We start from the raw sequence: 16,644 nt of genomic DNA, 5'->3' as shown, positions 1-16,644 counted from the left end.
CGACGTCTTCATCTGCAAGCTGCGCAAGAAGCTCGCCAACGCCAGCCAGGGCAAGAACTACATCGAGACCGTCTGGGGCCGCGGCTACGTGCTGCACGACGGAACCGGCCAGATGCGGGCTATGGCAAGCTGATCGACCGGTCCCATCGAACGGGCCGGCACCATGTCGGTCCCGCCACGGTAGGCCACGGTCGGGTCCGGTAAGGGGCGGTAGATAACGGCAACAGTACGGTAGCTGAGACGGCAGCAGGAGGGGTGTCACACCATACGCACTGAAGGTGCGGACGGCGTCCTGTTGGGCCGTCGTCCGGTCCTGCTGACGAAGAAGCGTCCGTTTTTGTGGACGCGACCCAACGCTGGCGCCGCCTTTGAGGCAACTCGACAAGCTGGCTGCATAGGCCAGCGCAGGCATGAGGCCTCGCTGTGATGAGGCTGATGGTGTGATTAAGAGATCGCTGGCTGAACCCCCTTGCGCGATGCGCATCGTGCGCATAAATCTTGCGCATCGAAGGAGGCGGTTATGGCTCGCATCAGCATCTCTGTGCCCGACGAACTCAAACTCAAAATGGATACGATCGGAGAAAGCATAAATTGGTCTGAAGTCGCCAGAGAAGCTTTTGAGAACGTGATCCACTCTAAACTAACAGTTACTTCAAAATACCCTGTTCCTTATCAGCATAGGGTGCCGACTGCTCACCTTGATCTTAGAAACACGTTTATCGTTTTCGATGGCAAGCGATATGACATGGTAGATTTGCTTCGACCTCTCGCCGTGCAGGCTGATCTTCGAGGCGCTGACATCGAGGAAAAATCCCGCGCCTGAAGCGATATCAGTGAGAGAGCTTTGTACGGTTCTTATTAGAATAGATACGTCCGGGTTTTGGAGGAGGATTTAGATGGGTGGTTTTGATCCGTTTGCCATGTTCAAGAAAGCATTGTCTGAACTAGAAGGATTGCCGGACGGCCTGACCGTGCAGGAAGTTCAATCATCCCTCGAAAATCAGTACAAATCCATCTTCGACGCCTTCAAAGAATATGAGCGCTTAGGAAGATACCGAGCGGCTAGTTTTTCAGTCACAGTTGCCCATACTCAGACAGATCGGGCTGACTACAGATCTACATATTCTGTCAACGTGCGGGCGCCTAACTCATTCAGTAATTGGCACTTTGATCTGACGCGCACAGAAATTCGTCCAACCATTGAGTATCTTATTGAGCACGCGCCCGAAAAACGAGGGTACTGGAAGGCTGAAGAGACCGACGAATTTATCGAGTTCCTCGGTCATTACCTACTGTCGCTGTTCAAGCCCCGGAGTGCGCAAGATCGGGTGGGCCAATCAGGGCCGTGAGAGACATGACAAAGAGGCTCGCTGCCTAGGGGGCTGTGCCGTTGACTTCCCTGGGCCGCCCGGCTGGCACAGGTGGTCACGGCGAGGCTCGCAAAAGCGAGTCGCAACAGGGCTGTTGAGTTGCTTGCCGTCCACTCTTCCGATCCGCTCTGATATGCTTTGGTTCAAGCCTGGGAGATGTAGATGCCAAGGCAGCAGCCAGGGGAACCGCGGCGGAAGCCGCGCTTCCAAAACCGTGAACCGACCTTCGCCGAGATCGAGGAGGCCACCCTTTTCTCAGCCTACCTCGTGGAGAAGTTGGGCGAGCAGTACGCCCCAATCATGGATCGCCTTGTCATCGAGCTAGAGGAGGCTCGGAAGCGGGGCGGCAGCCCTATGGAGAGGGCGAAACGGATACTCGACGAAGCGGAGGCAGATGGTCGGCTTGCAGTGGCGGATATCACGCGGAAGCGATAATCGGTCTTGCTGACTAGCTTAACCATATATCAATGGCTCACGCTAACCTGCTTTCGCAGGTGGTGAACTATGCGTGATGTTTTGGAAGACGGGCCAGAGGGCGGCAAAGGCAAGTGGGGTGATCCCAAAGTGCCGAAGCGCGGCTGGACCTGTGTCGGGACCGAAGATCTCGGCGACTTGCTCGAAATCTGCGAGATGTGCGGGCGAAAGGAGATCCGTTACGTCCAGTACATGAGCCACCCGGACTATGCTGGTGAGCTTGGGTGCGGCTGTGTCTGCGCCGGGCACATGGAAGGCAATGAGAGTGCGGCCCGTGATCGCGAGACCACGATGAGGAATAGGGCTGCGCGCCGTAGAAATTGGCCGAAGCTCAAGGCGTGGCACTTCTCACGGGCTGGCAACCGGACCATTGAGAAGGACGGTTGCCGGGTTACCGTGTACGAGAAGCGTGGCGGCTATCAGATCTCGGCTGGTCGTGTTGGCGCTACGCCGCGGTTTGGGCGGCGGATCTATGAGACGCGGCAAGCGGCGGTGTTGGCCAGCTTCGACGCGTTCATGTGGGCGCGCGATCGATCCTAACCACTCAAGCCGGGCGCGATGCCCGCCGGAAGATTATGGCGTCACCTCGGACAGATGGGGGTGCCAGAAACGGCCGCTCGCGCTGCTTGGCTATGCGAAGGGCGATGCGTTCAGCGGCGAGCATGTGGATCATCCGGCACTCAGAGACGCCGTTCTCCACATCGCTGTAGGCGCGCAAACTCATGCCAAGGTGCTGAGCCATCGCCTTCTGCGTCAGACCGAGGTGCTCTCGGATGTTCCGGACATAATTGGTCCACGCCGGTCCGCCGCTGCCGGGCTCAATATCGGTTTGATCCCAATCCTGAGGTTCTTCCGACATCGCGCACCGTCAAGCTGAGACCACATCCCACAGGCTTTCGTATGCGGTAACCGCACATTCGTCAAGGATCGACGTGCGGTTTCTTCGTATCATCCATTCCATTCATTAGAGCAGGGAGAACGCCGGATCGGCATCGGAAGCCGCTGACAGGGGCGGCACAGGATCACGGGGCATATGTCGCGGGGTTGTACCGGATGCCATCAATGAGTGAGCCGGCCAGTTCGGCATGGTAGAGCCGCGCGTAGGCTCGCAGTACCATCACGCACAGGTCGAGCATGTCGTAGCGGCACCCTTCGCCCGGGATCCACCGGCCGCCACCGCCATCGTCAAAGCGCCATGGGTTGTCGGGTGAGCCCATATCGAAACCGGTCGCGGGGCGCTGGCTGTCCGAGCCGGCCTCCATCAGCACGACGCCGCCCTTTCCAGTCTTTTCGCGATGCTTCACCGCGTCGGCCATGTGCCATAGCGCGACGAATGGGCGGCCAAGCTCTGCCTCCATCTTGGCCCGAATATCTGTCGGGGCGTAGCTCCCGGCCGGCTTGAGGTAGTCGGCGACGTGATAGACCGCCAAGCAGGCGAGATACCCGCGCCGTTGCGTCGGGTCGCGCATGAAGTCTTCTACGGTCGGGACGGTGATCGTGTCCACGAACTCCCGAGCGGTCATTGCCGGCATATCACGCCTCAAAGGTGACTTGAGCGCCGCAGCCGGAGAGCCAGGATTAGCGCGCCGGGCCAGAACATAAGGCTGAGCAGGGCGATCGGGGCGATGGGGCGGCCCTTCCACCAAGCGATGATGGCCGGCAGGAAAAGACCGGGGATCACTACCGCGAGGAAGGCCCAGAACTCCAGGTCAGACAGGTTCATATTCCGTTCGTAGCAGCCTTCTGCGGCTACGCTTTCGCTCCGACCGGTGTCATGGTGCCGCCCATGCCGATCCGGCCCGAGCACCGCTTCTTCTATCCCATCGACTGGGCGCAGCTCTCGGCCGTGATCCGGTTTGGGCGGGCGAAAGGCTGCTGCGAGGGCTGCGGGCGTCCGCACGGGCGGATGGTCTGTCACCTCGGCGACGGCCGCTGGTGGGACGCGGATGCCGGCCGATGGCGTGATGGCTGGGGCCGTCGGATCCGGATCGCTGCGGAAGCTGACATCCTCGGCCTCGCCCGTCGGACCCGAGTGGTCCTGGCCGCCGCACATCGGGACCACGACACCTCGAACAAGGCGGACGCCAACCTCGCGGCCTTCTGTCAGAGGTGCCACATGATCCATGACCGGCCGGAGCATCAGCGGCGGCGCTGGCGCCCCCTGTTTCGGAGGAAGGCGCTCGGGGACCTATTCGGCGGCCCATACGCGTAGAAGGCTACCGGCCGCGCCCTGCCAGGCGGGGCACCAGAGTAAACGAACGGTTCACCAAGTCAGCGCAATTGCTCGGATCGCCTTGGTCCTACCGCGATGTGACGACGTTCTACCGGCACACCCACCGGAGACACGCAGCCATGCTGATCCTCAATCCGCTCACCGGACAGATGGTCGAGGTGCGTGTCCCTCGGCCCGGGCCGAGGACCGCCTGATCCTCCTGGCAATGCGAACCCACGCATAGCCATCCCTCCGGCCGCGAGCGTGCGACCGGGTACCAGCAGCCACAGCCCCGCGGCATAAGCGCCGCCCGCCGTGAACCCCAGCGAACCGATGACCCTGGCCGACCTCGATAAGCCCGCCGAACTCACCGTGTGGCCTGGCCACGCGCCGGCCCATGTCGCCGACGCTCGTAGCTTCTCGACCTTGCGTGCGGCGCTGGCTGCAGCAGCCGAGGCGATCGATGCGGAGGGCGCGAAACCCTGGATCATCACCGAGAGCGGCGACATCCTGGCCCCCAACTGGATCAGGGCCAACACCGGCACATCCCGCCTGCAATAATGGGCCGTGAGCCGGCGCTTGCGGTGTCCAGTTCCCCCGCCGCGCCGACCCTCACGCGACTGCCCGGCCTAGGCATCACGGGCGAGCCCCGGGGAACTGGCCCGGTTGCGCCTGTCGTCACGTGCTCACCCGTTGCGTGCCGTGCGGTGTCGCGAACGCCTTGGGCGCGCGTGCGGGAAGAGGCTGCCTCTTAGCAGCGGCCCGCTCCCCTGTCCTCGGGAGCGGTTCAGAGCAACACACAGAATACGGTGAACTACGGAGTACTCCCGAAACCAGGGCGGCGCTTCCGAGTTGGAGCAGCGTCGCCAGAGTCCCCCTGGATCCAGCCATGCCGACCGAGCTGCACGATAAGGCCCACATCGACGTTTTCGACCGCGCTGCCCGCGAGCATTGGGCGTTGCGCTTTGGGGTGACAGAGGAACGCTTGCGCAAGGCTGTGCGGATGGTTGGATCCCGCGTAACCAGCGTGGCGGCCTATCTCGGTCAGCCTGCCCGCTGACTGAAGGGCACCCTGACGTGAGCCGGATGATCTACGTCAGTTCGAACGGCGACCGCTGGCTCCTGCTGCGCGATCCGTCCGACGGGCGTAGCTTTGTCCGCCACGAGGCGAACGTCGCGTCGGGCAGCCACGTCACCGACATCGCATTGACGGCTTTTCTAGCTGCCGATCGCGGTGGCCCTGAGCACCAGGCGTTATGGGCGTTGATCGGTGAACTCGTCGATGATGGCGCTACAGCACCGTCCGAGGTCGCATAGGCTGACCTGCCTCCCGGGCCTTACCTCCTCGCCACAACGAGGTTCGCGCTCTCGTAGGCAGCCACGGTAGCGGCCGTGATCCGGATCAGCTTCCCGCCGTACTTCGTCCCCGCCAATTCCCCACGCTGAACCATGCCGCGGATGAGAGCCGCGCTGCACTTCCATCGCTCAGCCAACGCGTCGGGGGTGTAGACGTGATGGTAGCCTGGGAACTGATCCGACATCAGAGGCTCGGTTCCCCGGCGCCGTGCACCCTTGCGGGCTTGGATTATCGATGCGTGCGCGTCGATATCCGCCTGCTTTGCGGCCTGGCGCCCTTTTGATGGCTCGGGCTGTGATGCGTCCCAATCCTCCCAGCCCGTGAAGCTGTCGATCTCATCGGACCCGCTGAGCACGTCGAAGGCCGCGTCCAGCTTGCGCAGATCGTAGATGGTTCGAGACCCGATCCGGAAGGGCTCGGGCATCTTCCCCTCGCGGACCAACTTATCGAAGGTGGTTATGCTGATCCCGACGTACCGAGCGGCTTCGATCCGGCTTAGCCCTCGCCGCGGGACGACCTCGACCCGGACGGGGGCGAGTGCTTCAGGATGGTCCTGTGAGCGCTTCGGCATGCAGCCACCTCTTCTACACCGGTGTTGGCCGTCCGCTCTCAGGAGGTTCCGCCTTGAACACCGCCTTCATCCTCATGGCTCAGTACGGCCCGCGTGCCGTCATCCCGGTGGATCTGGTCTGCCGGGACTATTTCAGCCACCTAAGGCCAGAAGAGCTGGTCCGGAAGGTGTCGGCCGGCGAGATCGCGCTGCCTCTCGTGCGGATCGAGGCCAGCCAGAAATGCGCGAAGGGGGTGGGCCTCGTAGATCTGGCGGCTTACCTAGATCGCCACATAGAGGCCGCACGAAAGGAGTGCGAACAACTCTGTGGGCCTCCGCGGCGCGGGCGATAGGCGCGAAATTACCTTGATGCTGCCCGTATTAAGCGCTGCACCTCCGCCTCCGGCTCGGGGTCAGCCCGCTTCAGGTTCAGCCGCGCCTGCATGGCCTTGCCCGTCTTGAACTGGACGTGCGCTCTATCTGGGGTGGCTACCCGCTCGCCCGTGCGGGGGTTCCGGCTGGTACGGGCCTCGCGGCCCCGGACGCTGAATGTGCCGAAATCGCGCAGCTCGACCCGGTCGCCGCGGGCCAGCGCGTCGCCGATCCCGTCGAGAACAGCGCGCACAATGGCCTCGCCCTCCTCTCCGGTGAGGTGCGGGTTCTGCTGAACGACACGGGCGATGAGTTCGGACCGGATCATGCCCGGAACAGACGCTAGGACCGTGCCTGCCGGCAACCTGCCCGCGCGGAGGCTCCACGGACTGATAGTCGCGCAGCGGCTCAAGCCTCCCAGCAGGTGGGATTAGAGGCTCTCCCGCTCGGCGACCGAAACCGTCTGGGGCTGGGCTCGCAGAGGATCATTCTTTCTCCACGCGACATGGAGCGATCCGCGCATCATCGGATTACCGCTGCGGAACTCGTCCCAAGTTGATTGAGCGTCGCGGTGCGGCCAAAGGTAATTGATAAAGTGCAGGTGGCTTCCCTGCGTCCAATGGTTATTCCGGTCCGAATAATCTCTCTGATCGAAATATATAAGATGCCAGTTCAATAGATCTGGTGTATAGAATAAATGACCATTTAGCAGGCGGCGCTCGTTGAACATTGACATAGTCTTGTTCATTGCCTTCTGCGCGGCAGGCGCCAGTTTCCCGGGCTTGCTGTCCCTCATCGCCGCGAAATCTTTTTCACCCCACTCCAGATGTTCTGGCGTGAAATTGCGATGATGCCGTTGATGAAGCCACGGTAGCACGCCCGAGAGAGCCGCCAAAACGAGGTTAGCCGGCTCGTCTCGGGCGATTACCGTTCGTTGAGCGAGTTTCTTGAGATCGCTCTTCCTCCTACAGCACATCAGTCCCAGCAGCGTTGGTGGGATGTCGTTGCCGGCCGCATCTTTTGGGTGCCCGCTCATCGTTCTCGGATAGCTGCCTTAGGCTCTTCGTCAGGCCACCTTCAGAGACATGCGCCCTCGCCGGTCGCTCTTCGATGGCCGCAGGGTGATCTCCACGTCATCGCCAAGCGCTCGGGTGAACTCGAACATCCGTTCCAGTGAGAAACCGAGCGCGCGGCCGCGCATCAAGTTCGACACGTCGGGCTGCTTCACTCCGAGCACCTTGGCGAACTCAGTCTGACTAAGCCCTCTGCGGTCCATCTCGGCACGCAGCCGCATCACGAGGCGCGCCTTGATCGCCTCGTCTGCCGCCTCGGGCACATCGAGGTCCGCGAACACGTTGCCGCTGCCGGGCTCAAAGGTGATGGCCTCAGCCTCATCGGCCGCGGGTGCAGGCTTGGCCGAGTGGATGAATTCCACCACGTCGAGCCGAGTGCATGTGGTGGTAGCCCTGCGCGGCTTCGCGGGCCGGGAGAGTGTCTTGGGCATCGGGGGTCCTCGTGCGGGGGTAAGGGCGCGCCGGCTCAGGTTTCACGACCCCGCCGGTGCGCCCATCATCACGGGTGTCAGCTCGCGTCCTGGTCCTTCGTGCGCTCCTTGTGATCCCGTCTCGCGGCGGCGAGGCGGGCCCTGATCCGATCCAGGTCAACCGTCGCCGTCTTTCGACCGGTGGTCGATTTCTTCTGAAAGGCGTCCAGCACGTAGAGGAAGCCGGCGAGCTTCACCGTGTAGACGGCTCTGAACGTGTCGCCGTCGAAGTCCGTCACAACCTCAACGGCCTCTATCCCCTTGAGCGGCTTGGCGTGCGGGTGACGACCGCCGCACTCCGCTTCGAAGATCGCCTGACCGAACTCCCGCCGAACCGGCAACGGCATCTCTTGGATCGCCCGCCGGGCGCCGGGGACGAAGATGACTTGTCGCGACGGCTTCGGCGGCTCGGGCATGGCGGCTCCTATAGCCAAACCACTATAAGCGCCGGCGGCCGTAGGGGCAAGCGGCATCCTCGACGTTGACTTGAGCGCTACTGCCGGCCGACATGGGCGGTCACGGCTAGGCTCGTCTCGGCGAGTCGTGAGCCGGCATCAGGAGATCAGCGCCGCGAGATAGAGACCCTGAAAAGCCAACAGCCCCTTCCCGGCAAGGAAGAGGCTGCTGAAAACCTGATGGTCTGTGAGACCGGTGTGCAGCCCCTCACAAGCCACATGACCCCCTCGGGAGTCAAGACGGAACCTGCTTCCGTCAACGGGAAGGCTTTGCCTGGACCCTAGCCGCGGCCCGAGAGGGACCGGGACCGATGTTTCACGCCACCATGCGGTCGGCGATCGACGACGCGCGCACGCTCGCGCAGCTCGACAGCCTGTCGCGCACCATCTGGCAGGCCCACGCCACCGAGACCGTGACGGACGCCGAGGCGCAGGGCTTAGCCGAGGCGCTGCACACCCGCAGAAGCGCTATCCGCGAGGCCGTGGTGCCCGTCGGCATTCCGCTCGGCCGTGTGACGCTGTTCCCGCCCAAGCGCCTCCAGCGGGCTCCTGAGCGATCCGTGGCGATCGAGCGCCGCCGCCGGCTGGCCTGCTCCGGCCCGATGCCGCCCGCTCTCGCCTCACGGTTCACACAGGGGCAGCTCGCGGTCCTGCGGATCGTCGGGGACGAGATGGCACGCAACGGCGCCTGCGGCTTGTGTATCGACGCCATCGCAGCGCGGGCAGGCGTCTGCCGGCGGCTGGCTCAGGCAGCGATCCGGCTGGCCGAAGGCGACGGCCTGCTGACCATCCAGGAGCGGCGCCACCAGGGCCGGAAGAGCGACCCGAACGTGGTCCGGATCATCAGCCGGGAATGGCTGCAGTGGCTCCGGCGGGGAGGGCGATCCGTGGCCCCGGCGCTCTTGGGCAGCATAGGGTGCAAAAGCGTGCGCCCCACGGATAGAGGAGATCCACAGAGGCAGGTTGTGGATGCGGAAGCATTGAAGGGCTGCCGGAAGGCAGCGGTCGACCTCGACGGACCAGTCTCAACGAGAATTCGCGCGGGTGGTGGAGCCCGCTAGGCTATGCCTTGGCGTCATGGGAGCGGACGATATGCCGAACGAACGATTGGGCGGTCGCGTCGAGGGCCGCATATCCAAAGGCATTGAAGATCAGACCAAGCTAGCGAAGCGGAAGCGCCAGGAGGCCGTCAGGCATTTGGCGGTCTACGGGCAAGCGTTGGTCGACGGGGACGAGCCGGCGGCTCAAGCGGCGATGGACGCTTTGAAGCAAGACGCGCGTGAGGCGTCCGAGGCGGAACGATGGGTCCGCGATAACCTAGGCGTCATGGACGAGGCGAAGGCCGGGGCCGCGAGCTTGGGGGGCTGGCAGGACATCATCAACGCCGGGCAGGCCGGGGACTTCACGTCAGATTGACGTAAAGGGTCCGCACACTCTGCGGACCCCTGAGACCGGGCATATCGTGCCCCTCCCAAAGGGTACGCATCTGACGCGGACCCTTAAGAGAGGCTTAGCCCGCCGCCCTGGCGCAGGCCGCTTCCATGTCGCGCCGGCACTGCCCGGCCACGTCGTCGGGGTCCGGATCCGGGATGAGGCTGGCATGATAGGCGGCGAGCGCTCGGAAGCCGGCGGCCGTGGTCGGGGTCGTGCGCCGCAGTTCCCGGCGCTTGCTGTGCCGGAGCTTGCGCAGGCGCCTCCTCTCGGACCGCAGCTCGCCCGTGCGGCTTAGGCAGAGGCGCGAGGCGCGTTCGAGGGCGGACACAGCGGAAGCTTCCTCTCTGACGGCCGCACGGTGCGCCTCGATCGCTGCGAAGATCGGATCCGGAGGCGACAGTGCGATGGCCGGCGCGGGCAGGCCCAGCCCGAGCAAGGCGCCGAGGCTCCGGCGGGTGACAGTCGCGTGCATGGTAGGCTCCTCTCGGTAGGCGTGAGACAGCCGCCGGCCTTCGCTCGCGCGCCGCGCGCGAGGCGTTGTTCCGGTTCGGCGGGTTGGTGTCGGATCAGGCGGCGGGATCGCCCGGCCGCGGGTCCTTGAACGATGCGCGCAGGCGCATGACCTGCGGCGGCTCGGGTGCGTCCAGTAGCTTGGCGATCCTGGTGCTACAGGCCAGCCATCGTCTCGCGGCTCGCTCCCATCGGGCATGCCCACTGTCCGGCCCGATCCGGACCATGCGCCGAGCTGCGGCACGGCGGCGGGCGCCATGCCAGTGGAAGGCCGCCAAGAGGAGCGCTAGCCAGACCCCTCCCCAAAAGGTCGGCAGGCGTCGCGGGAGCCCTGTCGGCACGGCTAGGCCTCCAAGTCCCGGTCGGTGCCGCGAAGCCAGATGACCTGCGAACCGTGATGGTTCTCCGGGGCCCCAAGGCTCGGTTCCGCGTCGCCGCCGTCTTCGCGGTCGGGATCGCCGTCGCCCTCGTCCAGAATGGACACGATGCGGTCAACGATATCGAGCGCCAGCTCGGCAAGGCGCTCGAACTCCTCACGCGGGATCGGGTGGGCGGTGGGGAGTTTCTGGCGACCTTGGATCGGGAAGGGGACGATCTTGCTCATGGTGATCTCGGTTGTTGTTGGGACGGGGTAGTCCGCCGGCAGGCCCGGCCGGTGCGGGACGCGAGTGGTACGCGAGGGGGAAGGGCGGCGGGCTCAGGCCCGCTCGCCCTCCGAAGCTGTCTCGATCGCGGCGGGGGCGAAGGCCGCGAGCAGAGCCAGGAGAAGGTCGCCGCAGAACTCCTCTGCCAGCTTGGCCCGCCAGTCGGGGCCGAAGGTGAGCCCCGCTTGCAGCACCACGTAGCGAGCGAGCGCCGCGCGGCCTTCGTCTGTCGTCGGGACGATCGTCCAGACTGCCGCGCGGGTGTCTCGCTGCTCCCGCTCGATGGCGTCCTCTTGGGCCCGCTCGGCATCCGTCATGCGGCGGCCGGCGACGGATGCGGCAAAGGCAGTCATCGCAGCCTCGGCGCTCTGGCTGGCGGCGATGGCCGCGAAAACGGGATCCGGCTTCGTCGGCGCGTCTGAGGCCGCGCCCGCGTCCGCCAATCCGAGGCAGGCATTGATGAGCGCCGCGAGGGCGTGACCCTCTGGAGACGGGGACACGACATTCTGGCCGCCAGCCTCGCGGTTCAGAAGCTCGTCCAGATACCGGGCGAGCGCGAGCAGCCCCGCAGTGGTCGTCGGCTGGGTATGCTCGACGGCCTCAAGCGCCTCCGTGCAGGCGTCGTGCGCGGCTTCGTAGCCTTCTGGATCCTGGCCGTCGTCCAAGCCATCGCAGGCGGCCCAAGCCGTGCGGTGGGCCTCGATCGCTGCGAAGATCGGATCCGGACCGCGCGATGCCGGCGCGTCTTCGTCCGACGCCACGGGGTACTCATCCGCATGGGCCAGGGCGAACAGCTCGCCGATGCGCAGCTCGTGGGTGATCTCGGCGAAGCGCAACTCGCGCTCGCTGGCGATGGATTGCAGCCGGGCGAACTCGGTCACGGTGATCTCGCCGGCTTCCATGGCCCGCATCAGCTCCCGCGTGGTCCACACACCCCCTGCCGGGTGGTCCAACTCGGGGCAGTTGTGGAGCGGCAGGGCTCGGATCGAATGCTGATGGCAGGCCGCGCGCCAAGCGGCCTTCGCCTCCGCGCTCCCCGGCGCGAGCTGTAGGGTGGCGGGGTTGCGGAGCGTGCCGAGGCTGGCACGAAGGCCGGCGGCACGATCCTTCAGGGACGGTCGAACGGAGCCGCGACGGAACAGATTGGACAGCTTGAGCGAGGCCATGTGCCCCTCCTGATGTTCGAGAATGGGAAGGGCGATCAGGCGCGGGCGAACCGCGGATCAGCGATGCGCGGCTCAAGCCACAGGTGGATGGCGCAGCTATGCGAGCACTTCTCGTTGTAGAGGCCCCGGATGCGGTCGCGCGTCTCCAGGGAAGCGCCGTCCGTGCTCGGGTGGACGAAGGCCCATTCTGCCCGCTCGGCGCGGTACTCGACCCGCCCGCCGATCTGCTCCCATGCGTCCAGCCACGCCGGCACGTCGAAGTCGGGCCGGCGCAGGGCTACGCCCGTGATGGCCGCCGCGCTCTGCAACAGGATCTTGTAAGGGGAGCCGCCCTCGTACCAAGTTTCCGAGGCCAGGGCGCGGGTATGGACGGCCAGCCCTTCGACGGTCGTCGCGGAGGTGCGCCGCAGGAGTGCATGCGCGCGACGCGCCGTGAGCGTGGCATCCTCGTATTCTTCGCGCAGGGCTTGGATGCGGAACTGCCGATCCATCTCCGCATGGCGGGTGTCATAGGCCGTGGCCGCCGGCAGGAGCGACCGCCAGCGGCGGATACGGTGCGGGGTCTGCCCGCCCTGGCCGAACAGCGCGACCGCGAGGTTGAGCGCTTGCCGCAGACCTTCGGCCGTCCAGCCGTGTTCGGGGTTGATGGCGTCGTTCCGGCGCACAAGGTGCGTGGACAGCCTGACGCCTCGCCCGATCGGCGGGAACATGCCGAACCGATGGGCCTCCCAAGGGGTCATCAGCAGCTCATCCGGGAACGGTCCGAGGGCCGCGCGGAAGGCGGCGTAAGCCTCAGTGCAGGCGGCATCGGCGGCCTTCTCGGCAGCGTCGGCACGGACGCACAGCGCCTCGATGTCGAACAGGCCTTGGTCGGGATGCGGCGCGGCTTCGGGGATCGGGGGAGCCAGAGCGAGAGCCGGCAGGGGAACGGCCGCAGCAACGGTGCCGGCGACAACGGTCCGGCGGCTCAGGCTGGTGCGAAGGTCGGCAGCGCGCTCGCGCAGGCCCGGGGCTCCGGGATCGCGGCGGATCAGGTTCTTGAGGGACAGACCGAAGGGCATTGTAAGATCCTCAGTGGTTCAGAGTTTCAGGGTTTCCGACTCTCATGGGCTCAGGGGCTCAGAGCAGGGAGGCGAGGCCGGTCAGGATGATGCCACCGCCGATGATGGCGACCGCAGCCAGCAGCTCCCCCGTGGCGTCGAGGAAGCGCAGAGACCGGCTGTGCGCGGTGTCCGGCCGGATCGGGGAGACGGCCTGCCAGGGCTCGATCGCGCCCGGCTGCTGCTCGTCCGGCAGGTTGCAGTAGCGGCGATCCACGGGGGCGCGGGCCGGCTTGCTTCCGGCCGTGACGCGAACCGGGATGGGTTGGCTGAAATCAGGGATGCGGACGTGCTTCATCGTTCGGGCTCCCGGTGGGGCTCGTGGCGGTAGGGCCGTGGCGGTAGGGCCGTGGCAAAGGGGTGCGCGCCGGGCGCGCGGGTCGGGCGGCTAGCTGGGCGAGGCGCGGGCTTTGGCCGACGAGGCGGTCAGCGGTAGAGCCTCAAGGAAGGCCACAAGGTCCGACCGCAGGATGATCGTGGCACCGCGCAGCTTCCGAGCGGGCAGCGCTCCTTCGGAGATCAGCTCGTAGAGCAGCGCTTCGCTGACCCCGATGGCGGCAGCGGCGTCGCGCGGCCGGTAAGCCAGAGGGTCCGCAGGGGCTGCCCGAGGCGCCCCAACTTTCGGATCAGGGCCGGCGGTGGGCAATGCAGGGCGGCTCACGACGCGAGCCCGCTATCAAGCGCCCAACGCGGATGATCGCCGTCCGGCCCGTACAGATCGGGCAGGAGCACCCATAACCGGTCATCAATCCGGTTCAAGAGATCATCGGCCACGTCGGACGCGGCGGACCGCAGACACTCGTCCTTGAATTGGTCGGCGTCAGCGCGCCCGTCGCCATAGACGTAATTCGCCAGGGCCATGCCGAGCACCGCGCCGCCGATCTCGGCCTGTGTGGCGGGCGACAGCATGTGCCACGCATCCGTCAGGGAGAACGGGAGCGGCAGGCGGGATCCGGCCGCCGCACTGACGACGCTCACGGCCGCTGGCTACCTTTCTGGCGCCTCGCCCGCCGCTCCGCGCGCCGTTCCTCCAACAGCGCCTTGAAGTCGATGATTTCGACACCCGGCACCTTCTTGGCGCTCCTACGGCTTGGCATGACCTGTGGCGGGCCTTCAACACGCCGTTGCCGCTCTCGAAACCGGGCGATGTCCTCGGGGTCGAACCGCTTGCGAACGCGCTGCAGGCCGAGCCCGACCGCGATGTAGGCGATGTCGCCTCTGGCAACGTGCCCGTCGAAGGTTCGTCGGCCGATCCGCAACAGCTTGGCGGCCTCGTCGGCTGTGAGGAGATCGGGTTCGGGCATAGGATCCTCCCAGAGCGCACGCCATTGAGCGCGGACTCGCAGAGGATGCCTGCCGATGCAGCCGATGCCAGAGCCGACCGTCGCTGAGATCGAGCGTGAGGTCGTGCATATGACCTACATCGTGGGCCGCTACGGGGAGCGATATCAGCCGATCCTCGATAGCCTCACCGAGCATCTTGAGGCGCGCCTGCGCCACGGGCCATCGCCGGAGAGGAGCATGCCGAAGCGCCTCCGTCCCCTCCCCGACCGATCCGAGATCACTGACGACACGCCGCTGCACCTGGACACCGCGGCCCGCCTCGCCTTCCCCGATGGCGTTGTGACGGGCTTGGCTCTACGGAACGCGGCCGCCCGCGGCGACCTCGAATATGAGCGGCTGGGCGGCCGCATCATCACGACCCTGCGCTGGGTCCGGGAATGGCGTGAGCGGAACCGGCGGCCGGCGAAACCAGCGGCCGAGAGGCGGGAGCCGGCGCATCATACCGACGAGTACCGCGTGGCCGCGGATCTCCGCGCCGTGCCGAAGGAAGATACACCCAGCGAGGCGCACCAGGCTGCATCGGCCGCACTCCAAGCCCGGCTCCGCGCCCTGTCGAAGCCAAAGAAAGCCGGCCGCACCCGTCGCCCGAAGGGATAGTCGATGCCCCGCACTCCTGCCCGGATGACCCAGGCCGACATCGCGCGGGCGATCCGGGCCATGCGTGCCGCTGGGTACGCCGACGTGCGTGTCGTCTTCCGGGATGAGGCGATCATCGTCGAAGCCGCTCCAGAGACGGCGGCGAACACCAGCCGGCCCAAGGCCCAGGAGCGGGTCATTATTCTGTGAGCCTGATCCGAAGCTCGCGCCGGAGAGGAGCATGCCGAGGCGACCGCGACAGCCCAGGGAGCCCGTAGCGCTGGAGCCGCGCTGCCTGACGATCGCGGACGCGGCGGCCTACTGCGGGCTGACACCAGGCGGCTTCCGAAACTGGGTCAGCACCGGCCGGCTACCGCCCTCACTGCCGGGCACGCACCGATGGGACCGGAAGGCCATCGACTTCGCACTGGACCGGCTGAGCGGGCTGCCGAGCCAATTGCCTGGCGAGCAGGAAGAGAACGACTACGATCGGTGGAAGCGCCAGTACGACGCTCGGGAGGCCGAGGCGCGAAATCCTGATCCGAGCCTTCGCGGGCCGCCCTGGCGGCGGGTGCCGAAGTGACACCTACCCCTGAACGGGGAAGCCCATGATGACCGCGGTCTTCACCATCGTGCGGCGAAGGCCGGGTGTGGTCGCCTCGTCCGCCAGCAGCTTCTTGGCCTGTGGGTGCATCTCGATCGCCTTCGCCACATCGACGGTATGGCCGGACTTGAAGGCGAACGGCTTGGCGTTCTCGTCCTTCAGATACGCGGCGGTTGCCGCCTCGATCTCCTCGTCCGTCACCTCGGACTTTCGACGCAGGTCGCCGACGCTGGGGATCTCTTTGGCCATGACGGAGGCCTACCGCGACGCCCCTGCCTCGTCCATGCCAGCAGACCGGCCGGCATATGCGCATACTATGCGCACTTACCTCTTGCGTCGCCGATTTGTGCGCATATAAATAGAACCGTGCGCACACACAGGTAAGCCATGGCCCGCGTCAGCATCTACGTGAGCGATGATCTCAAATCTCGCATGGCCGAAGTGGGGGACGCTCTGAACTGGAGCGACATCGCCCGCCCGGCCTTCGAGGCAGCCATCGCCACGTTCAATCATCAGAGAGGTCGGAACATGGAAACGGTGATCGAACGCCTGCGGGCGTCCAAGGCCCAATACACCCAGCATGCTGAGGGCCACGGAAAAGCGGCGGGGCGCCAATGGGGCTCGGACAAAGCATCGTTCTTCGAGCTGCGGGCGATCTCCGAGCTTGATCTCGGAGTCCTGACTGACAACCCCGAGCTGATCGAGGCGTCGATCGTCAGGGCCTTGGATCCTGAAGATACCTACGGCTCGGATGCGGCTGAAATCATCTTTGGCGAGCGGGCATGGCCGACGAAGGAATGGCTCCTCGGGTGGATCGAGGGCGCCCAGGAGCTTTTTGAGGAGATCGAGGACCAGCTCTAAGAGGCCAAGGGCCGGGCAGCTACATGGCGCCCGGCCTCATGCATCCCTTATTTGCCGAACGCTGGAAGCGCG

Annotated in this window: 33 protein-coding genes; 16 read left to right on the top strand and 17 right to left on the bottom strand. The window is 65.5% G+C overall.

Going from position 1 to position 16,644, the window contains the following annotated elements:
* The 5 genes from ACQKQD_RS32095 to ACQKQD_RS32075 all read left to right on the top strand — a co-directional run.
* A partial coding sequence (locus tag ACQKQD_RS32095; RefSeq protein ID WP_427510718.1) for a winged helix-turn-helix domain-containing protein occupies positions 1–133 on the top strand: 133 nt, incomplete at its 5' end.
* A 387-nt stretch (positions 134–520) separates the two neighbouring features.
* Positions 521–823 (top strand): hypothetical protein, encoded by a 303-nt coding sequence (locus tag ACQKQD_RS32090; RefSeq protein WP_427510717.1) that lies wholly within the window; start codon positions 521–523, stop codon positions 821–823.
* Positions 824–896: 73 nt separating this feature from the next.
* Positions 897–1,349, top strand: a complete 453-nt coding sequence (locus tag ACQKQD_RS32085) for a hypothetical protein (protein WP_427510716.1) — start codon at positions 897–899, stop codon at positions 1,347–1,349.
* Positions 1,350–1,532: 183 nt separating this feature from the next.
* Positions 1,533–1,805 carry a hypothetical protein gene (locus tag ACQKQD_RS32080; RefSeq protein ID WP_427510715.1) on the top strand — a complete coding sequence of 91 codons (273 nt, stop codon included), beginning with the start codon at positions 1,533–1,535 and terminating at the stop codon, positions 1,803–1,805.
* A gap of 69 nt (positions 1,806–1,874) precedes the next feature.
* The gene (locus ACQKQD_RS32075; protein WP_427510714.1) at positions 1,875–2,384 is read left to right on the top strand and encodes a hypothetical protein; all 510 of its coding nucleotides are present in this window, start codon (positions 1,875–1,877) and stop codon (positions 2,382–2,384) included.
* Positions 2,385–2,388: 4 nt separating this feature from the next.
* Here the strand turns inward: ACQKQD_RS32075 and ACQKQD_RS32070 are convergent, their stop codons facing one another.
* From ACQKQD_RS32070 to ACQKQD_RS32060, 3 genes are all read right to left on the bottom strand, one after another.
* On the bottom strand, positions 2,389–2,703 hold the full coding sequence (locus ACQKQD_RS32070; RefSeq protein ID WP_427510713.1) for a helix-turn-helix transcriptional regulator: 315 nt from the start codon (positions 2,701–2,703) through the stop codon (positions 2,389–2,391).
* A gap of 163 nt (positions 2,704–2,866) precedes the next feature.
* The gene (locus tag ACQKQD_RS32065) at positions 2,867–3,349 is read right to left on the bottom strand and encodes a hypothetical protein (protein WP_427510712.1); all 483 of its coding nucleotides are present in this window, start codon (positions 3,347–3,349) and stop codon (positions 2,867–2,869) included.
* A gap of 35 nt (positions 3,350–3,384) precedes the next feature.
* Positions 3,385–3,567, bottom strand: coding sequence for a hypothetical protein (locus tag ACQKQD_RS32060; protein WP_427510711.1), 183 nt, complete (start codon positions 3,565–3,567; stop codon positions 3,385–3,387).
* A 63-nt stretch (positions 3,568–3,630) separates the two neighbouring features.
* Between ACQKQD_RS32060 and ACQKQD_RS32055 the strand changes: the two genes are divergently transcribed.
* The 4 genes from ACQKQD_RS32055 (at position 3,631) to ACQKQD_RS32040 (ending at position 5,373) form a co-directional block, all read left to right on the top strand.
* Positions 3,631–4,056: a hypothetical protein gene (locus ACQKQD_RS32055; protein ID WP_427510710.1), complete on the top strand. Its 426-nt coding sequence runs from the start codon at positions 3,631–3,633 to the stop codon at positions 4,054–4,056.
* Between the two features lie 333 nt (positions 4,057–4,389).
* A complete protein-coding gene (locus ACQKQD_RS32050; RefSeq protein WP_427510709.1) occupies positions 4,390–4,617 on the top strand; it encodes a hypothetical protein in 228 nt (75 codons plus the stop codon).
* A 328-nt stretch (positions 4,618–4,945) separates the two neighbouring features.
* The gene (locus ACQKQD_RS32045; protein ID WP_273565249.1) at positions 4,946–5,116 is read left to right on the top strand and encodes a DUF3606 domain-containing protein; all 171 of its coding nucleotides are present in this window, start codon (positions 4,946–4,948) and stop codon (positions 5,114–5,116) included.
* Positions 5,117–5,142: 26 nt separating this feature from the next.
* The gene (locus ACQKQD_RS32040; RefSeq protein WP_427510708.1) at positions 5,143–5,373 is read left to right on the top strand and encodes a hypothetical protein; all 231 of its coding nucleotides are present in this window, start codon (positions 5,143–5,145) and stop codon (positions 5,371–5,373) included.
* 20 nt (positions 5,374–5,393) lie between these two features.
* Here ACQKQD_RS32040 and ACQKQD_RS32035 read toward each other — a convergent pair whose 3' ends face one another.
* Positions 5,394–5,984, bottom strand: coding sequence for a hypothetical protein (locus ACQKQD_RS32035; protein WP_427510707.1), 591 nt, complete (start codon positions 5,982–5,984; stop codon positions 5,394–5,396).
* Between the two features lie 53 nt (positions 5,985–6,037).
* On the opposite strand from ACQKQD_RS32035, the gene ACQKQD_RS32030 reads away from it, so the two are divergent.
* On the top strand, positions 6,038–6,316 hold the full coding sequence (locus ACQKQD_RS32030; RefSeq protein ID WP_427510706.1) for a pyocin activator PrtN family protein: 279 nt from the start codon (positions 6,038–6,040) through the stop codon (positions 6,314–6,316).
* 8 nt (positions 6,317–6,324) lie between these two features.
* Here the strand turns inward: ACQKQD_RS32030 and ACQKQD_RS32025 are convergent, their stop codons facing one another.
* The 4 genes from ACQKQD_RS32025 to ACQKQD_RS32010 form a co-directional block, all read right to left on the bottom strand.
* A complete protein-coding gene (locus tag ACQKQD_RS32025) occupies positions 6,325–6,663 on the bottom strand; it encodes an HU family DNA-binding protein (RefSeq protein WP_427510705.1) in 339 nt (112 codons plus the stop codon).
* A gap of 102 nt (positions 6,664–6,765) precedes the next feature.
* The gene (locus tag ACQKQD_RS32020; protein ID WP_427510704.1) at positions 6,766–7,371 is read right to left on the bottom strand and encodes a hypothetical protein; all 606 of its coding nucleotides are present in this window, start codon (positions 7,369–7,371) and stop codon (positions 6,766–6,768) included.
* Between the two features lie 30 nt (positions 7,372–7,401).
* Positions 7,402–7,839 (bottom strand): helix-turn-helix domain-containing protein, encoded by a 438-nt coding sequence (locus ACQKQD_RS32015; RefSeq protein ID WP_427510703.1) that lies wholly within the window; start codon positions 7,837–7,839, stop codon positions 7,402–7,404.
* A gap of 77 nt (positions 7,840–7,916) precedes the next feature.
* The gene (locus ACQKQD_RS32010; RefSeq protein WP_427510702.1) at positions 7,917–8,294 is read right to left on the bottom strand and encodes a type II toxin-antitoxin system RelE/ParE family toxin; all 378 of its coding nucleotides are present in this window, start codon (positions 8,292–8,294) and stop codon (positions 7,917–7,919) included.
* Between the two features lie 350 nt (positions 8,295–8,644).
* Here ACQKQD_RS32010 and ACQKQD_RS32005 point away from each other — a divergent pair, with 350 nt between their 5' ends.
* Both ACQKQD_RS32005 and ACQKQD_RS32000 read left to right on the top strand, forming a co-directional pair.
* Positions 8,645–9,394: a hypothetical protein gene (locus ACQKQD_RS32005; RefSeq protein ID WP_427510701.1), complete on the top strand. Its 750-nt coding sequence runs from the start codon at positions 8,645–8,647 to the stop codon at positions 9,392–9,394.
* Between the two features lie 31 nt (positions 9,395–9,425).
* Positions 9,426–9,749: a hypothetical protein gene (locus ACQKQD_RS32000; protein WP_427510700.1), complete on the top strand. Its 324-nt coding sequence runs from the start codon at positions 9,426–9,428 to the stop codon at positions 9,747–9,749.
* 94 nt (positions 9,750–9,843) lie between these two features.
* Here the strand turns inward: ACQKQD_RS32000 and ACQKQD_RS31995 are convergent, their stop codons facing one another.
* The 8 genes from ACQKQD_RS31995 to ACQKQD_RS31960 form a co-directional block, all read right to left on the bottom strand.
* Entirely contained in the window at positions 9,844–10,239 is a 396-nt protein-coding gene (locus ACQKQD_RS31995; protein ID WP_427510699.1) for a hypothetical protein, read from the bottom strand.
* Between the two features lie 381 nt (positions 10,240–10,620).
* Complete coding sequence (locus ACQKQD_RS31990; RefSeq protein ID WP_427510698.1) at positions 10,621–10,881, bottom strand: hypothetical protein; 261 nt, start codon at positions 10,879–10,881, stop codon at positions 10,621–10,623.
* 93 nt (positions 10,882–10,974) lie between these two features.
* On the bottom strand, positions 10,975–12,087 hold the full coding sequence (locus ACQKQD_RS31985; protein ID WP_427510697.1) for a hypothetical protein: 1,113 nt from the start codon (positions 12,085–12,087) through the stop codon (positions 10,975–10,977).
* A 35-nt stretch (positions 12,088–12,122) separates the two neighbouring features.
* Positions 12,123–13,148, bottom strand: coding sequence for a hypothetical protein (locus ACQKQD_RS31980; RefSeq protein WP_427510696.1), 1,026 nt, complete (start codon positions 13,146–13,148; stop codon positions 12,123–12,125).
* A gap of 58 nt (positions 13,149–13,206) precedes the next feature.
* Positions 13,207–13,485, bottom strand: coding sequence for a hypothetical protein (locus ACQKQD_RS31975; protein WP_427510695.1), 279 nt, complete (start codon positions 13,483–13,485; stop codon positions 13,207–13,209).
* Between the two features lie 90 nt (positions 13,486–13,575).
* Positions 13,576–13,848 carry a helix-turn-helix domain-containing protein gene (locus ACQKQD_RS31970; RefSeq protein WP_427510694.1) on the bottom strand — a complete coding sequence of 91 codons (273 nt, stop codon included), beginning with the start codon at positions 13,846–13,848 and terminating at the stop codon, positions 13,576–13,578.
* On the bottom strand, positions 13,845–14,165 hold the full coding sequence (locus ACQKQD_RS31965) for a hypothetical protein (RefSeq protein WP_427510693.1): 321 nt from the start codon (positions 14,163–14,165) through the stop codon (positions 13,845–13,847). The genes ACQKQD_RS31970 and ACQKQD_RS31965 overlap by 4 nt, the downstream gene beginning before the upstream one ends.
* Complete coding sequence (locus ACQKQD_RS31960) at positions 14,162–14,491, bottom strand: helix-turn-helix domain-containing protein (RefSeq protein ID WP_427510692.1); 330 nt, start codon at positions 14,489–14,491, stop codon at positions 14,162–14,164. The genes ACQKQD_RS31965 and ACQKQD_RS31960 overlap by 4 nt, the downstream gene beginning before the upstream one ends.
* Positions 14,492–14,546: 55 nt before the next feature.
* Here ACQKQD_RS31960 and ACQKQD_RS31955 point away from each other — a divergent pair, with 55 nt between their 5' ends.
* Genes ACQKQD_RS31955 through ACQKQD_RS31945 form a run of 3 tightly spaced genes read left to right on the top strand, consistent with a single transcriptional unit; the run spans position 14,547 to position 15,690 of the window.
* On the top strand, positions 14,547–15,128 hold the full coding sequence (locus ACQKQD_RS31955; RefSeq protein WP_427510691.1) for a hypothetical protein: 582 nt from the start codon (positions 14,547–14,549) through the stop codon (positions 15,126–15,128).
* A gap of 24 nt (positions 15,129–15,152) precedes the next feature.
* Positions 15,153–15,317: a hypothetical protein gene (locus tag ACQKQD_RS31950; protein ID WP_427510690.1), complete on the top strand. Its 165-nt coding sequence runs from the start codon at positions 15,153–15,155 to the stop codon at positions 15,315–15,317.
* Positions 15,318–15,348: 31 nt separating this feature from the next.
* Positions 15,349–15,690 carry a helix-turn-helix domain-containing protein gene (locus ACQKQD_RS31945; RefSeq protein WP_427510689.1) on the top strand — a complete coding sequence of 114 codons (342 nt, stop codon included), beginning with the start codon at positions 15,349–15,351 and terminating at the stop codon, positions 15,688–15,690.
* Positions 15,691–15,693: 3 nt separating this feature from the next.
* On the opposite strand, the gene ACQKQD_RS31940 is transcribed toward ACQKQD_RS31945, so the two are convergent.
* Positions 15,694–15,960: a hypothetical protein gene (locus tag ACQKQD_RS31940; protein WP_427510688.1), complete on the bottom strand. Its 267-nt coding sequence runs from the start codon at positions 15,958–15,960 to the stop codon at positions 15,694–15,696.
* 138 nt (positions 15,961–16,098) lie between these two features.
* Here ACQKQD_RS31940 and ACQKQD_RS31935 point away from each other — a divergent pair, with 138 nt between their 5' ends.
* Positions 16,099–16,572 carry a hypothetical protein gene (locus tag ACQKQD_RS31935; RefSeq protein ID WP_427510687.1) on the top strand — a complete coding sequence of 158 codons (474 nt, stop codon included), beginning with the start codon at positions 16,099–16,101 and terminating at the stop codon, positions 16,570–16,572.
* Positions 16,573–16,644 lie beyond the last annotated feature (72 nt).

Origin of the sequence: Methylobacterium sp. NPDC080182, assembly GCF_050281105.1 — a bacterium.
GTDB lineage: Bacteria > Pseudomonadota > Alphaproteobacteria > Rhizobiales > Beijerinckiaceae > Methylobacterium.
The sequence above is the reverse complement of the archived record's forward strand: the minus strand, read 5'-3'. Positions and strand labels throughout refer to the sequence as shown.